Here is a 15,228-nt window from a genome sequence, read left to right as displayed (position 1 = left end):
CGTTTTGGGCGCCCATAACGACAGTTAGCGCTACCTGGTTGGGGAGGGAGCCGGGTCTACGCCCGCCAGGCGGCTGGGGCCGCGACGCCGAAGGCAACGCCCGCGCTGAAGTGTGACTGCAGCACCTCGCCGAAAGGGCCGTCAGCTGCCAGCCTTCCTTCACTCAGCACCAGCAGCCTGCTGCACGTGCGGTAGGCGAAATCAAGGTCGTGGGTGACCATCACCACGGCGGCCCCACGGCCGGCCTCGGCGGCAATGGCTTCGGCCAGCACGTCCAAGCCATGGCGGTCCAGGGAGACGGTGGGCTCGTCCAGGGCGATAAACCGCGGCGCCTGGGCAAGCAGCGCCGCAAGGGCCGTCAGCCGCTGGCCAGATGCCGGCAACTCGTAAGGATGCAGTCCTCCGGCCTCCAGCAACCCGGTACGGCGCAGCGCCGCCTCCACACGCTCCCCGCGAACCGCGTCGCCGAGGCTGCCGGGCAGGCCCGCGCCCACTTCGCGCCGGACGGTCCGCTCAAAAAGCTGCTCGAGGGGATGCTGGAGCAGGGCGCCCACCGCTGGGCCGGAGCCCTGGGAGCCGGCGGCCTCGGGGCCTTGGAGGGGCCTGAGCAGGACTGTTCCGGACTGCGGTGTGGACAGTCCCGTCAGCAACCGCAGCAAGGTGGACTTTCCTGATCCGTTGGCCCCGGCCACCGCGACGCACTCCCCCGGGTTCACGGTGAGGCCCACATCCTCAAGCACCGGCGACGCCTGGGGGGTCCGCCGCCAGGGACGGGGTTTCCGCCACCCATACGCGAACCGCAGCCCCTCAGCTGCCAGGACAGGAGCTTCCACCGGCACGGACGCGGGAGGGGATTCGGCTGATCCTCCCGTGGAAATTCGTCCGCCAGGTCCTCGACGTACTGGTGCATATGCAGGTTCCTGTGGCGCGGGCTGCGCGCCTGCACGCAGCACCGGCAGCCCGAGGTCCCAGGCCGCGTCCGCTGCCTCGTCAGCCGCCCCCGTGAAGACCGCCCGGCCCTCCGCCAGCAACACCACCTGGTCCGGGGCCCACGCGGCTCCGTTGGGGTCTCCGGTTACGTTGCCGGTTCCTGCCGCGGCGAGGTCCTGGGAGAGCACAACAACACCCATACCGCCGGACAGGAGGGCCGCTATCGCCGCCGTGACATGCATCCGCGCCTGGAGGTCGAGGCCGGCAAGTGGCTCGTCGAGAACCAGGAAGCGTGGCCGCGGTGCGATCGCGGCAGCGAGGGCCACCAGCTTTTGCTGACCGCCGGACAGCAGGCCAGGGTCCCGCTCCAACAGCAGGGTCAGGCCCAGGTCCGCCGCCACTTCCTGGACGCGCGCCCGCATGTCATCCCGGGCCATGCCGGCGTTCTCCAGGGGAAAGGCAATCTCCTCGGCCACCGTCGGGGCGACAGTGGAAAGCTGAGCCGCGGCGTCCTGGCCTGCATATCCCACCAGGGTGCCCCAGTGCTGATGGTCGATCCGCTTCGCCTGGGCTGCCGGAAATTCCAGGATATGACCATTCAGGGTGATGCTCCCGTGCAGGGTGCCGCGGTGCTGTCCGGGAAGCACCCCGCCAAGGATGAGCCCCAGCGTGGTCTTCCCGCTGCCCGAGCCGCCCGCCACCAGCAGGTGCCCGCCCGGCCGCACCGCCAAGTCAACGTCTGCCAGGACGGGCCGGGTACTGTCCGGGTAGCCGAACGATCTAAGGCTGAGGCGCACCGCTGCCTCCCCCCGGTCCGAACCACAGGACCAGGAAGACCGCCGTTCCGGCCAGCAGGGACCAGCGGAGAACTGACTGGAACCTCGAATCAGGGACCGCCCGCAGGCTGGTCCGGGCTGCGGTGCCCCCGAACCCCCGGGTTTCCAGGGCAGCGGCGCGCTGGCCGGCGTCGTGGAGCAGGGAGAGCAGGAGCGGAAGGGCCAGTACACGGAAGGAGGCCAGCCGGGCCGGAAGCGAATTGCCCGAGTACAGGCCCCGGAGCTGCTGTGCCTCCCGGATCCGCTGGACCCGCCGCTTGATCTGCGGCGCGATGGTGAGGGTGGAGCAGAGCACAAAGCCCAACTGGGCAGGGACGCCGTGTTTCGCACACAGGGCCATGATGTCCGCCGGCTGAATGCTGAAGGAGAGCGTTAGCAGGAGGACCACCAGTACCGCTGCCCTCAACGCCAGGGATCCCGCAACGCCAAGCCCTTCCGCCGTGAGCCTGGCAGGGCCGAATGTCCAGAGCACGGTGTTGCCTTCGGGGAAGAACAGTCCATGGGTCAGCAGCAGGGACGCAGCGAGCGGCAGGAGGACAAGGCCGGCCGCGGCCCCGACGGCACGTGCCGTCCCGGCAATGGCGGTGATCGCTGCCGCTGCAGCCAGCACGGAAAGCGACACAACCCACTGGCCCACCGCCGTCGTCACCACTACAGCGGTGACGACGGCGGTGAGCTGGGTCAGCGGGCTGATCCGGCCCAGCCTAGGAATCCTTGCGTCCGGCCAGGACCCGGAATTGCCGCACAAACGGGAACTGGAACGTCACCCTGCGCGGCAGTGCATACACCAGCAGGGCAACAATGGTGAACACGATGGCCTTGTCCATGGGGTCCGAGATCAGGGCCTGCTTAGTGACGGCGGCAAAGAGCGTGTCGCCCATGGCACGGAACGCACTGACTATGGCGCCGGTGGCCACCCCTGACGTGCCGCCAAACACGAAGGCGGCCACCGGGGCCGACACCACACCGGCAAGGATGCCGGTTATAAAACCGGCCACCGGGGCAAGGTAGAACCGGCGGAAGAAGCCGTGGCGTGCGGCCAGGCCGGCGAGGAATCCGATCAGGGCGGCGCCGGCGGCAAAAGGCAGGACCGTGGGATTGAAGAAGGACCAGACGATGCTGCTCAGTGCACCGGTGGCCGCGCCTGCCGCCGGGCCTGCCAGGACGGCGATCAGCACCGTTCCGATCGCGTCGAGATAGAAGGGCACCAGGGTGCTGCCCACAAACTGGCCCATTACGATGTTCAGCACCAGCGCCACAGGGATCAGCACCACGGTGGTGGTGGGAAGGGTTGGCAGTACGGCCACCACCAGCAGGATGGCGCCCACCAGGAAACCTGACAGGGCAATCAGGGCCGACGCACTCCCTGGCCCCGAGGCGATGTCCGCCGGCTGGTTCATCACCAGATAGATGTAGGTTCCCGCGATGGCGGCTGCGCCGAGGATCTCCAGGATGCGGCGCTTTCGCGCGGCTGCCTGGGTGGTTTCGGGCAGCGTCAGGGACGAGGATGACATGGTGTTCCTTCAAGGGTTCAGGTAAAGACTCAGGCTCTGAAGGCCGGATGGCCTTCAGGGCTGTGCATTCAGCTGCCTATGTCACCTCGGCAGCGGACCGGCCGGCGTTGCCGCTCCCCCGGACCGCTCAACAGTTTAGCGCCTGGCCCGCCGGGCGCCATCCCCGTCAGCCAGCCTGCGCGCCAGCCCGCCGACAGAAGCCACCAGTTCATCGAAGGCTGCCGCCGGATTGTTGTCGGACACGATCCTGGCGTTGGCCGGATGGCCCCACAGGTTGCGGAAGTCCGCCACCGTGGTCCCGATCAGGAGTGGGGATTCCGTCTCGACATCCACAGTGGCCGGCCGGGTGGAGTATTCAAGGGTCCCGGCCGCGACGCCGGCGGCGAAAAAGTCGTGGATGTGTGCCACGTAGCCCTGATCGTAGCGGCGGTGGAATTCGAAGTAGAAGCGCAGGGCGTCGGAGAGCTGACGGACCAGTTCATTGCCAGACGTGCTCCGAAGGCCCTCGGGCTGGTCCGGCAGCACCAGCTCCTCCACGGCGCAGCCTGCCGCCTCAGCCAGCCGGCGCACATGCTCCGGCCGGAGCTCGATCCGCTCGGTGGTGTCCAGGGAGCAGACGATGGGCAGCTGCTCCTCAGGAAGGCCGCGGTAGGCCGCGTACACCTCTTTGGCGGCGTGCGGATCCACGTGTGTGTTCCACTCAGCCAGGGGCGTGGTGTTGCCCTGGTGGTAGAAGCTGCCGCCCATGATGACCGTCCTGCGCAGGAGCTCCGGCAGGCGCGGCTCACGGCGGATGGCCAGGGCGAAGTTCGTTAACGGTGCAGTGATGAGGGCAGTCAGCTCCCCCGGGCGGGCACGGGCCGCCTCGACCCACAGGTCCGCGGCGTCCCGTTCGGAAACGGACCCCGACGGCGGTGGCAGGACCGCGTGCCCCAGCCCCTGAGGACCGTGGGTTTCGGGTGTGGTCACCAGCGGAACCTCAAGCGGGGCTTCCGCCCCCACGGCCACTTCCACGCCATGGCGCCCGCACAGTTCCAGCAGTGCCAGGGTATTTTGGGCCACCTGATGGACACCGGCATTGCCCGCCGACGCCGTGACGGCCACGAACTCAACGTCCGGCAGTGACGCCAGATAGGCCAGCGCCACGGCGTCATCGATTCCGGTGTCCACGTCCAGCAGGAGGCTGATCACTGGTGTTCTCCTCTAGAAAAGTGCCACTTTGGGGACGGCCGGGAAGATGTCATCCAGTTCCGTCAGGTCCTCCGGCCCCGGCACCCAGGCAACCGCCCCGGCGTTCTGCCGGACCTGCTCAGGCTTGGTGGCGCCGGCTATGACGCTGGAAACAGACCGCTGGGCCGCCAGCCACGAAAAGGCAACCTGGACCTCGGTCAGGCCACGCTCGGCAGCAAACGCCGTGAAGCGCCCCAGCTGGTCCCAGTCCGCGTTGTGCACCAGATGGGTCCTGGTATGGCTGAGCCGCGATCCGGCCGGGGCAGTATCCGGGGAGTACTTTCCAGTCAGGAGCCCGTTGGCCAGCGGGAAGTAGGGCAGGACGCCCAGGCCGTACGCCTCCGCGGCCGGGGTGACCTCCAGCTCTGCCCGCCGATCCAGCAGGTTGTAATGGTTCTGGGTGGAGATAAAGCGCGCCCCGCCGCCGGCCCGTGCCACATACTCCGCCTCGGCGATTTGCCAGCCGGCGCGGTTCGAGTGCCCGATGTAGCGGACCTTGCCGCTGGCCACCAGGTGGTCCAGCGCGGACAGTGTTTCGTCGATCGGGGTCAGCGGGTCGGGGGTGTGGAACTGGTAAAGGTCGATCCACTCCGTCCCCAGCCGGCGAAGCGATGCTTCCGCCGCCTGGATAATGTACCGGCGTGAGCCCCTGGCACCGAAGTCCGGGCCGTTGGCCCCGCGCATGTCCATCCCGAATTTGGTGGCCACCACGGCCTCGTTCCGCCTGCCGGCGAGGGCCTTGCCCAGCATGGTTTCGCTGAGACCGGGTTCGCGGCCGTACGTGTCAGCGACGTCGAAAAGGGTCACCCCGGCGTCGAGCGCTGCATGCACGACGGCGTCCGTCCCCTCCTGCGATTCCGTCGCCGTATGGGCACGGCCCAGGTTGTTGCAGCCCAGCCCCACAACGGAGACGGTCAGTCCGGAATTTCCAAGCCGCCGGTATTCAGTCACGGAACCACCTAGAGGCTGAAGCTGTTGGCGGGCTTCGCCGTATGCTTGAGCTTGAAGTTGCCCGGCTCGTTGTAGGGCGCGGCACCGATGCTGAGCTTGGTGAAGTCCAGGTCCTCGCCGCGGCTGCAGACTTTGATGGCGTTGACTGCCTTGTTCACGTCCGGGCAGAGGCAGAAGATGTTCAGCTTGTACTCGCTGAATTCGGAGCGCTCCACGGTCCCCAGCCCGCGCCAGGCCAGATGGCTGATGAGGGCATCCTTCGCCTTTTCCTCAAGGTACCGGTCGCGGTCGGTGCCGTCCTTGGTCTTCAGCGCGAACTGGGCCACCACCCAGGACTGCTCTTCGTCGGGAATCTCGGCGTAGCCGTCCTCCGCGCACTGCACGGCAAACGCAGCCATCAGGCCCTCCGCTGCCTCGGCGTCGGCAACGTCCGTCTCTTCGGTCTTGCTCTGGTGGCCCACCACGCCGTAGTTCATGACGAACTGGCTGTAGTCCTCGTCGAACCAGCCCTCCCGGAAGTGCAGTACTCCCTCGTCGTCGCGTTTGTAGACCCTGATAATTCCGCTCATGCGCGTCCCTTCGTGAACCAGTCGACGTCGGTGCCGTCGAAGGGTGCCTGCTGTGCCTTTACGGCCTGATAGAGCTCGTTGGTGGCCGCCTGGAGGGATTCCACCAGATGCGCCGGGTAATTCATTGCGAGGCGGTGCTCGGCAAACTCGTCTTCGTCGTCGATGTAGACCCCGCGGTCAGCCGTGCGGACCACGTCCAGGTCCATGTCGATGACATGAAACTCGGTCACCCCGGGCCGGATGGTGTCCCACTCATGGGCAACGGCCACGTCAACGTACACGCGGACCCCGTTGGGGTGGGCGTCATCGTAGAAGGTGGCCACCCAGTCGCCCGAGCGCGGAATGAGCAGGACGGCATCGGACTCCGCGTAGAACGCAGCCCCCGGCCGCGAGCAGAATTCGTTGGTCCCCTGGAAGATCCACCATCCGAAACTGTCCTCGCCCAGGTAGCGTCCCGGCACCACCCAGTGGGCTTTGCCGTTCCATTTCCTGTTCCGCGCCACCACCAGTTGCCCGGGTTCAAGGCCTGAAGGCACACGGGTGGTGCGGTGATGCTGCTCAGTCTCCCGGTCCCCCGACGCGCCCGGATACTTGAGCCTGTCCTCTTCCCTCACAGGATTGGCAGGCTGCCGGTAGTGGGGTGTTCCTGGCCGGGCAGGGGACGCGCAAAGGGAACCTTGGTTCCCAGGACCTGGGCCACGACGTCGTGGGTGATCTGCTGGGCCGTCAGGCCCGCGCGCTCCAGTACCTGGCTGCGGGTGCCGTGGTCAAGGAACTCGGCGGGCAGCCCAACCTCGTTCAGGGCAGTGTCCACTCCTGCTGCCCGCATTTCCTGGCGGATGCGCGAGCCCACACCGCCGGCACGCACGCCGTCCTCGATGCAGATCACCAGCCGGTGGCGGGAGGCCAACGCAATGATGGAACGCCGCACGGGCAGAACCCAGCGCGGATCCACCACTGTGGTGCTGATTCCCTGGGCACCGAGCCTGTTGGAAACGTCCAGCGCAAGTTCAGACATGGCGCCGACGCTGACGATCAGGACGTCGTTCTCGGTGGAGCCCGAGGGCCTGCGGGCGAGGATATCCACGCCGTCGTTGAGCCGTTCAATGGCTTCCACTTCGGCTCCGACTGTCCCCTTGGAGTAGCGCACCACGCTGGGCGCCCCGCTGATGGCGACTGCCTCGCGGAGTTCCTCCCGCAGGCGGGACGCATCGCGGGGGGCAGCGAGGTGCAGCCCCGGCACGATCTGGACCATGGACATGTCCCACATGCCGTGGTGGCTGGCGCCGTCGGGGCCTGTCACACCGGCCCGGTCCAGGACGATGGTGACGCCTGCCTTATGCAGTGCCACGTCCATCAGGAGCTGGTCGAAGGCGCGGTTCAGGAAAGTGGCGTACACGGCCACCACCGGGTGGAGCCCGCCAAAGGCCATGCCCGCAGCGGAGGTGAGTGCGTGCTGTTCGGCGATACCCACGTCGAACACCCGCTCCGGGTGCTTCGCCGCGAACTTGTGCAGCCCCACCGGAATCAGCATGGCGCCGGTGATGCCAACGATGTCCTGGCGTTCATCGGCAATCGCGGCGATCTCATCGGCGAACACGGAGGTCCAGGACTGGGCACCGGCGGCGCCGGTGGCTTCGCCTGTTTCCGGGTCGATGATTCCCACTGCATGGAACTGGTCTGCTTCATGGGCGCGGGCCGGTGCGTAGCCGTGCCCCTTTTCGGTCATGGCGTGCACAATGACGGGGCCGCCGTAGTTCCGGGCGGTGGACAGCGCATGCTCCATGGCCTGGAGGTTGTGCCCGTCCACCGGGCCGATGTACTTCATGCCGAGGTCTTCGAACATTCCCTGCGGCGCCCACCAGTCCTTGATGCCCTTTTTCATGGCATGCAGGCTCTTGTACGTGAACTGGCCGACAGGCCCGCCGTTTTGAAGCTTCCGCTTCCACCAGTCCATAACGCCCTCGTAGGCCGGCGCGGCGCGGAAGGAGTCGATGGTGGGACGGAGGGACGCGAGGTAGTCAGCGAACCCGCCTACCGTTGGCGCGTAGGAGCGGCCGTTGTCGTTGACCACAATGACCACCCGGCGGCGCTTGTCGGCAGCGATGTTGTTGATGGCTTCCCATGCCATCCCGCCGGTCAGCGCACCGTCCCCGACGACGGCAACAACGAAGCGGTCACCCTCACCTGTCAGCTGGCGGGCCCGGGAGATGCCGTCGGCCCAGGACAGCGAGGAGGAGGCGTGCGAACTTTCCACGATGTCATGTTCGGACTCGGCCCGCGACGGGTAACCGGACATGCCGCCCTGTTGGCGCAGGGTGCTGAAGTCCTGGCGGCCTGTGAGGAGCTTGTGCACATAAGACTGATGGCCGGTGTCGAACACCAGGCTGTCGTGCGGCGAGTCGAAGATGCGGTGCACTGCGAGGGTGAGCTCCACAACGCCGAGGTTGGGGCCGAGGTGTCCACCTGTCTGGGAGACGTTGGTGATCAGGAAAGTCCTGATCTCAGCGGCCAGTTCCTCCAGCTGCCGGGGGGACAACTCGTTCAGGTCCTGCGGATTCCGGATGGTGTCCAAGATTCCCAATGACCCCTCCTTCGGGTGGTAGACGTGCCTATTAACTCTAACGCCTCGGCTGAAATGCAAAGCCGAAGCCCCGGCTGGTCGGTGACCGGCCGGGGCTTCGAAAGGGTGCTGCAGGTTCAGAATCCGCTAGTTGGCGGAAATCTGGCGCAGGACGTACTGCAGGATCCCGCCGTTGCGGTAGTAGTCCGCCTCGCCCGGGGTGTCGATGCGCAACACAGCGTCGAACGACTTGGCGGAGCCGTCCTCAGCCGTGGCAGTGACCTTGAGGGTCTTGGGCGTGAAGCCCTCGTTCAGCCCGGTCACGCCTTCCACCGCAAAGACCTCGGTGCCGGTCAGGCCCAGGGTTGCTGCGCTTTCTCCGGCCGGGTACTGCAGGGGCAGGACGCCCATGCCGATCAGGTTGGAGCGGTGGATGCGCTCGTAGCTTTCGGCGATGACTGCCTTGACGCCCAGGAGCGCCGTGCCCTTGGCTGCCCAGTCACGGGAGGAACCGGAGCCGTACTCCTTGCCTGCCAGGACCACCAGCGGAGTGCCGGCTGCCTGGTAGTTCTGCGCGGCGTCGTAGACGTAGGCCTGCGGGGCGCCTTCCTGGGTGAAGTCGCGGGTGAAGCCACCTTCGACGCCGTCCAGGATCTGGTTCTTGATGCGGATGTTGGCGAACGTGCCGCGGATCATGACCTCGTGGTTGCCACGGCGCGAGCCGTAGGAGTTGAAGTCCTTGCGCTCCACACCGTTGGCCAGGAGGTACTGGCCGGCAGGAGTGTCCGACTTGAAGGAACCGGCCGGGGAGATGTGGTCGGTGGTGACCGAATCGCCCAGCTTGAGCAGCACGCGTGCGCCCGTGATGTCCTGGACGGGTTCGGGCTGCGCCTTCATGCCCTCGAAGTACGGGGGCTTCCGGACGTACGTGGAGTTCGGATCCCAGGCGAACGTGTCGCCGGCGGGGGTGTCCAGTGCCTTCCAGCGGTCGTCGCCGTCAAAGACGCCCTCGTAGCCGCGGGCGAACATGTCCTTGTCGATGGAGGAATCGATGACCTGCTGGACCTCCACCGGGTTGGGCCAGATGTCCTTCAGGAAGACGTCGTTGCCGGCTTCATCCTTGCCGAGGGAATCGGTGTCGAAGTCGAAGTCCATGGAACCGGCCAGGGCGTAGGCGATGACCAGCGGCGGGGAGGCCAGGTAGTTCATCTTCACGTCCGGGTTGATCCGGCCTTCGAAGTTGCGGTTACCGGAAAGCACCGCGGTGACGGAGAGGTCGTTGGCCTGGATGGCCTCGGAGATCTCTGCGTCCAGCGGGCCGGAGTTGCCGATGCACGTGGCGCAGCCATAGCCCACGATGTAGAAGCCGAGCTTCTCCAGGTATGGCGTCAGGCCGGACTTTTCGTAGTAGTCGGTGACAACCTTGGAACCCGGGGCGACGGAGGTCTTGACCCACGGCTTGGACGTCAGACCCTTGTCGACGGCGTTGCGCGCCAGCAGTGCGGCGGCAAGCATCACGGACGGGTTGGACGTGTTGGTGCAGGAGGTGATCGAGGCGATCGACACCGCACCGTGGTCCAGCTCGAATTCGCGGCCGTCTTCGGTCACGATGTGGACCGGGCTGGACGGACGTCCCTGTGCGCCGTTGGCAGCCGAGACAACCCGGCTGGTCTCGGTGGTGTGCGAGTCAGCGTGGGTGAAGGACGGGGCGTCCGAGGCTGGGAAGGATTCGTCCAGGGACTCATCCACGCTGCCGTCTTCGATAGCGACGTAGTTGTGGATGTCCTTGCGGAACTGCTCCTTGGCATCCGTCAGCTCAATGCGGTCCTGGGGACGCTTGGGGCCGGAGATGGAGGGAACAACCGTGGACAGGTCCAGCTCGAGGTACTCGGAGAACTTGATCTCGCGGGAAGGATCGTGCCAGAGGCCCTGTTCCTTGGCGTAGGACTCCACGAGTGCCACGTTTTCGTCCGAGCGGCCGGTGAGGCGCAGGTAGTCCAATGTGACGTCGTCGATCGGGAACATTGCGGCCGTGGAGCCGAACTCCGGGCTCATGTTTCCGATGGTGGCGCGGTTGGCCAGCGGCACCGCGGCAACACCTTCGCCGTAGAATTCCACGAACTTGCCCACCACACCGTGCTTGCGCAGCTGCTCGGTGATGGTCAGCACAACGTCGGTGGCGGTGGCGCCGGCCGGGATGGACCCGGTCAGCTTGAAGCCCACGACGCGCGGGATCAGCATGGAGACGGGCTGCCCCAGCATGGCTGCCTCGGCTTCGATGCCGCCAACGCCCCAGCCCAGGACACCCAGGCCGTTGACCATGGTGGTGTGCGAGTCGGTGCCAACGCAGGTGTCGGGGTATGCCCGGACAACGCCGTCGATTTCACGGGTCATGACCGTGCGTGCCAGGTATTCAATGTTGACCTGGTGCACAATGCCGGTTCCCGGCGGAACCACCTTGAAGTCATCGAACGCCGTCTGGCCCCAGCGCAGGAACTGGTAACGCTCGCCGTTGCGCTGGTATTCGATCTCCATGTTGCGCTCCAGCGCGCCGGAGTTGCCGAAGGCGTCAATCTGCACGGAGTGGTCGATGACCATTTCCGCCGGAGCCAGCGGGTTGACCCGCTTGGGGTCACCGCCCAGTTCCTTGACTGCTTCACGCATCGTCGCCAGGTCAACCACGCAGGGAACACCGGTGAAGTCCTGCATGATCACCCGCGCCGGCGTGAACTGGATTTCTGTATCGGGCTGGGCGTTGGGATCCCATCCCGCCAAGGCGCGGACGTGATCGGCAGTGATGTTCGCGCCGTCCTCGGTCCTCAACAGGTTTTCAAGCAATACCTTGAGGCTGAACGGAAGGTTTTCTGCACCTTCAACGGAGTTCAACCGGAAAATTTCGTATTCGGTTCCGGCTACATTAAGTTTGCCTTTTGAACCGAAGCTGTCCACAGTGCTCATCGCAGGACTCCTCTCGCAACAGTTTCATCTTTGTCGCGCGGTAGACCGCTTGCTAGTTAGGCAGGCCTAATTAGTGCAGGCCCGGAAAATTGCAGGTTGTCCAGCCGTGAGTACGGAGCGCGACGTGGGATTACTACCGCCATACTAGTGCAAATCGCGGTGGCGTCAGCGGGCTGGCGTCAGCAATGCGACAGTCTCCAGGTGGTGGGTGTGCGGGTACAGATCAAACGCCCGCAGCCCGGCAAGGGACCATCCCCCCTGCTGGAAGTAACCCAGATCACGCGCAAAGGATGCGGGGTCGCAGGACACATAGACGATGGCACGCGGCCCGGCGGCGATCAGCTGGCTGACCACTGCTTTTCCGGCGCCTGCCCGGGGCGGATCCAGCAGCACCGCGTCAAATTCCCGTGGTTTCTGGCGCAGGACGCGCTCAACCCGCCCCTGCACAATCTCCACCTGCGGCGCGTTATGCAGGTTTTTGCGTGCGTCCCGGCTGGTTCCCGGTGCGCCTTCGATAGAGAGAACGGAGCCCGTCTCCCCCACCGCGTCCGCCAGGGGTGCGGTGAACAGGCCGGCCCCGGCGTACAGATCCGCCACCACTGAGCCTGGCTCCAGGAAGCCGCCGCCGCGGAGGAATTCTGTGACGGCCCCCACAAGTGCTTCGGGCGCGTCGCGGTGAATCTGCCAGAAGCCGGCCCCCGTGATGCGGTAGTCGTGCCCGGCGGCGGTCTCCTGTACCCAGGTCCGGCCACGCAGTTGCCGGATCTCGTCCTTCAGGGGGTCGAAGCTGGCCACGGAAACGTCGTTGGGCAGCTGGGCAACGATGGCGCTGAGCCGCTTGGGTTTGGTGCCCGGCGCCGGGGAGAGCAGCACCAGGGGGCGTGAGCCGTTAGCCGGCGCGGCCACCTCCACCCGGTCGATGCCCTGCAGGTCGATGTCCCACAGGCGCAGCCGGTTAATGCCGTCGACGGCGAGCGGCATCCCCCGTACGGGGATGATCTGGTCGGAGCGGTGGGCGTGCATGCCCAGTTTCCCGCCGGTGGTGACAGAAAAACTGGCCCGGGTCCGCCACTCAAGGCCGGCGCCGGCGTCGGATGTTGGGTTCTCGCCTGACCGGCTGCCCACGGCCTCCACCGGCGTGCCGGTGTTCGCTTCATTCTCATGGGTTGCGGCACCCGCCGGGGGAAGTTCGACGCCGGCGAGCCGCTTGAGCTGTTCGGCCAGCACCGCGGATTTGAGGGCCCGCTGGCGGGACAGCGTGATGTGGCCGAACTCAGCTCCGCCGACGGGCGGGTGCCCGGCATTCCAGGCGCGCCGCGCGTCAGCAAGGTGCCAAAAGTGCTCCACCCGGTCCGGCGAGGCGTCCAGAACCTCCACTACGTCGGCACGCCAAAACTTGGCCGTCTCCCCTGCCTCCGTCACCCGGACCCGGACTTTCTCGCCGGGGATGCCGTGGCGGACAAAAATCACCCTGCCTTCGTGCCGTGCCACGCAGTGCCCGCCGTGGGCCACGGGTCCGACGTCGAGCACCAGTTCCGTCAGCGCCTCAGGGGCCGGATGGGAAGCGGCTGAATGGGTAGCGGCTGAATGCGAAGCGGTCTGGGTCTTGGTGTTCATTGGATATCCTGCAGGTTCTTGGCTTCTTCGGACGATTTCAACTGCCACGGGACGCTGGCCACCATCACGCCAGGTTCGAAATGCAGGCGGGTCTTGATGCGCAGCGCAGTCTGGTTGTGGACCAGCTGCTCCCACCATTTGCCCACCACGTACTCGGGGATGTACACCACGATGAGGTCACGCGGGGAATCGCGCCGCATGTTCTTGACGTACTCCATGATGGGGGTGACGGTCTCCCGGTAGGGGCTTGCCAGCACGGTCAGCGGCACAGGAATCTCGAGCTTTTCCCAGTCGGCAACGGTCCGTGCCGTCTCTTCGGCATTGATGTCCACGGTGACGGCGTCCAGCCGTGAGGGCCGGGAGGCGCGGGCGTAAGCCAGCGCCCGGAGCACGGGCTTGCGCACGTGGGAGACCAGGATCACGGCATGCACGCGTGAGGGAAGGGCCCGCGGCGAGGAATCCTCATCCACGGCCAGTTCCTTGGCGACGTTGTCATAGTGGGCCCGGATGCTCCACATGATCAGGTAGAGCACGAACATCGCCAGCAGGGCGATCCAGGCGCCCTGCTCGAATTTGGTGATCAGGACGATGACCAGGACCAGCGCCGTCATGCCGAAACCGATGGTGTTGATGGTGCGGGACTTCACGATCCGCAGCCGGACTGTTGTGTCCTTGGCGAGCTTGAGCTGCCGTCCCCAGTGCCTGATCATGCCCAGCTGGCTTGCGGTGAAGGAAATAAAGACGCCCACAATGTACAGCTGGATGAGCTTGGTGACATCTGCGTTGAAGGCGATGATCAGCACCAGGGCTCCGGCCGCCAGCGCCAGTACACCGTTGCTGAAGGCCAGCCGGTCCCCCCTCGTCCGCAGCTGCCGGGGAAGGTAGCCGTCCTGGGCCAGGATGGAACCCAGGACGGGAAAGCCGTTGAAGGCGGTGTTGGCCGCAAAAACCAGGATCACGCCGGTGGCTGCCACCACAATGTAAAAGGGAATGGAGCCGGGGCCGAAGATGGTCTGCGCAATCTGGCTGATGGCAGGGGTCTGGATGTAATCGGGGGGCAGCGGAATGCCGTTGAGCAGGAACTCCCTGGCCGGATCCAGCACAATGTGGACCTTGGTGGCACTGGCCAGGTACATGATCCCGGCCAGCATCGACGCCCCGATGACGCCCAGCAGGAGCAGCGTGGTGGCAGCATTCTTGCTTTTGGGCTCCTTGAAGTTGGGCACACCGTTGCTGATGGCTTCAACCCCGGTGAGGGCAGCGGCTCCGGAGGAAAACGCCCTCAGGAGGAGGAAAGCGCCGGCCAGGCCCACCAGACCCTCGTCGAATCCCGGCGCCGGCACGATGCTGAAGGCGGCTGAGGGCGCCTCGCCCAGCTGGCCGGTGGAGGCCTGGAAGATTCCCACGGCCGTCATCCCCAGGATCGAGGCCATAAAAATGTAGGTGGGGACGGCGAAGACGGTGCCGGCTTCCTTGATGCCGCGAAGATTGACCAGGGCCAGGATGGCCACGCCAATGGTGGCGAGGAGCGCCTGCTGCCCGTGCAGGTCAGGAATGGCGGTGGTCAGGTAGGTCGCTGCGGATGACATGGATACCGCAACTGTCAGGACGTAGTCCACCAGGAGGGCCGACGCCACCGTCAGGCCGGCATGCTTTCCGAGGTTCACGTTGGCGATCTCGTAGTCGCCTCCGCCGGACGGGTAGGCGTGCACGTTCTGCCGGTAGGACGCCACGACAGTCAGCAGCACCACCATGACCGCCAGGCCAACCCACGGCGAAAAGGCCACCGCGCTCACGCCGGCCAGTGCCAGGGTCAGCAGGATTTCATCCGGTGCGTAGGCTACGGAGGACAGCGCGTCGGAGGCGAAAACCGGAAGCGCGATCCGCTTGGGAAGCAGGGTATGGGAAAGCCTGTCATTCCTGAAGGGCCTGCCCACCAGAACCCGTTTCATTATTGTCAGCACCACACAAAGCTAGTCTGATTCAGGGGCTATGTCATGACGGCCCCCGGGCCGCTGTAACCAGCGCCATGCCGGTAGAGTTCTAGCAGCAGCAACAGG

Annotated in this window: 11 protein-coding genes; all 11 read right to left on the bottom strand. The window is 66.0% G+C overall.

Going from position 1 to position 15,228, the window contains the following annotated elements; genetic code table 11:
- Window positions 1-56 precede the first annotated feature (56 nt).
- The 11 genes from F8G81_RS09105 to F8G81_RS09055 all read right to left on the bottom strand — a co-directional run bounded on the left by F8G81_RS09105 (window position 57) and on the right by F8G81_RS09055 (window position 15,120).
- Window positions 57-1,727: an ABC transporter ATP-binding protein gene (locus F8G81_RS09105; RefSeq protein ID WP_267278662.1), complete on the bottom strand. Its 1,671-nt coding sequence runs from the start codon at window positions 1,725-1,727 to the stop codon at window positions 57-59.
- Window positions 1,711-2,514: an energy-coupling factor transporter transmembrane component T family protein gene (locus tag F8G81_RS09100; protein WP_267278661.1), complete on the bottom strand. Its 804-nt coding sequence runs from the start codon at window positions 2,512-2,514 to the stop codon at window positions 1,711-1,713. The genes F8G81_RS09105 and F8G81_RS09100 overlap by 17 nt, the downstream gene beginning before the upstream one ends.
- Window positions 2,471-3,280: an ECF transporter S component gene (locus F8G81_RS09095; RefSeq protein ID WP_267278660.1), complete on the bottom strand. Its 810-nt coding sequence runs from the start codon at window positions 3,278-3,280 to the stop codon at window positions 2,471-2,473. The genes F8G81_RS09100 and F8G81_RS09095 overlap by 44 nt, the downstream gene beginning before the upstream one ends.
- Before the next feature lie 135 nt (window positions 3,281-3,415).
- Window positions 3,416-4,471 carry a nucleoside hydrolase gene (locus F8G81_RS09090; protein ID WP_267278659.1) on the bottom strand — a complete coding sequence of 352 codons (1,056 nt, stop codon included), beginning with the start codon at window positions 4,469-4,471 and terminating at the stop codon, window positions 3,416-3,418.
- A gap of 12 nt (window positions 4,472-4,483) precedes the next feature.
- Window positions 4,484-5,461, bottom strand: a complete 978-nt coding sequence (locus tag F8G81_RS09085) for an aldo/keto reductase (protein WP_267278658.1) — start codon at window positions 5,459-5,461, stop codon at window positions 4,484-4,486.
- An 8-nt stretch (window positions 5,462-5,469) separates the two neighbouring features.
- Window positions 5,470-6,030 (bottom strand): hypothetical protein, encoded by a 561-nt coding sequence (locus F8G81_RS09080; protein ID WP_267278657.1) that lies wholly within the window; start codon window positions 6,028-6,030, stop codon window positions 5,470-5,472.
- Window positions 6,027-6,644 carry a DUF402 domain-containing protein gene (locus F8G81_RS09075; RefSeq protein WP_267278656.1) on the bottom strand — a complete coding sequence of 206 codons (618 nt, stop codon included), beginning with the start codon at window positions 6,642-6,644 and terminating at the stop codon, window positions 6,027-6,029. Before F8G81_RS09075 ends, F8G81_RS09080 begins: the two co-directional genes overlap by 4 nt.
- A complete protein-coding gene (gene dxs / locus F8G81_RS09070) occupies window positions 6,641-8,614 on the bottom strand; it encodes a 1-deoxy-D-xylulose-5-phosphate synthase (RefSeq protein WP_267278655.1) in 1,974 nt (657 codons plus the stop codon). Before dxs ends, F8G81_RS09075 begins: the two co-directional genes overlap by 4 nt.
- A 126-nt stretch (window positions 8,615-8,740) precedes the next feature.
- On the bottom strand, window positions 8,741-11,551 hold the full coding sequence (gene acnA, locus F8G81_RS09065) for an aconitate hydratase AcnA (RefSeq protein ID WP_267278654.1): 2,811 nt from the start codon (window positions 11,549-11,551) through the stop codon (window positions 8,741-8,743).
- A gap of 165 nt (window positions 11,552-11,716) precedes the next feature.
- Window positions 11,717-13,168 (bottom strand): class I SAM-dependent RNA methyltransferase, encoded by a 1,452-nt coding sequence (locus F8G81_RS09060; protein WP_267278653.1) that lies wholly within the window; start codon window positions 13,166-13,168, stop codon window positions 11,717-11,719.
- The gene (locus F8G81_RS09055) at window positions 13,165-15,120 is read right to left on the bottom strand and encodes an APC family permease (protein ID WP_267279175.1); all 1,956 of its coding nucleotides are present in this window, start codon (window positions 15,118-15,120) and stop codon (window positions 13,165-13,167) included. The genes F8G81_RS09060 and F8G81_RS09055 overlap by 4 nt, the downstream gene beginning before the upstream one ends.
- Between the last annotated feature and the right edge of the window lie 108 nt (window positions 15,121-15,228).

It is taken from the genome of Arthrobacter sp. CDRTa11, assembly GCF_026427775.1.
Taxonomy (GTDB): Bacteria; Actinomycetota; Actinomycetes; order Actinomycetales; family Micrococcaceae; genus Arthrobacter.
This window is presented reverse-complemented; position numbering and strand designations above follow the sequence as displayed.

Coding starts and splice junctions, on each gene's coding strand:
- F8G81_RS09095 (WP_267278660.1), bottom strand. CDS start 3,280: ATGTCATCCTCGTCCCTGACGCTGCCCGAAACCACCCAGGCAGCCGCG.
- F8G81_RS09080 (WP_267278657.1), bottom strand. CDS start 6,030: ATGAGCGGAATTATCAGGGTCTACAAACGCGACGACGAGGGAGTACTG.
- acnA (WP_267278654.1), bottom strand. CDS start 11,551: ATGAGCACTGTGGACAGCTTCGGTTCAAAAGGCAAACTTAATGTAGCC.
- F8G81_RS09060 (WP_267278653.1), bottom strand. CDS start 13,168: ATGAACACCAAGACCCAGACCGCTTCGCATTCAGCCGCTACCCATTCA.
- F8G81_RS09055 (WP_267279175.1), bottom strand. CDS start 15,120: ATGAAACGGGTTCTGGTGGGCAGGCCCTTCAGGAATGACAGGCTTTCC.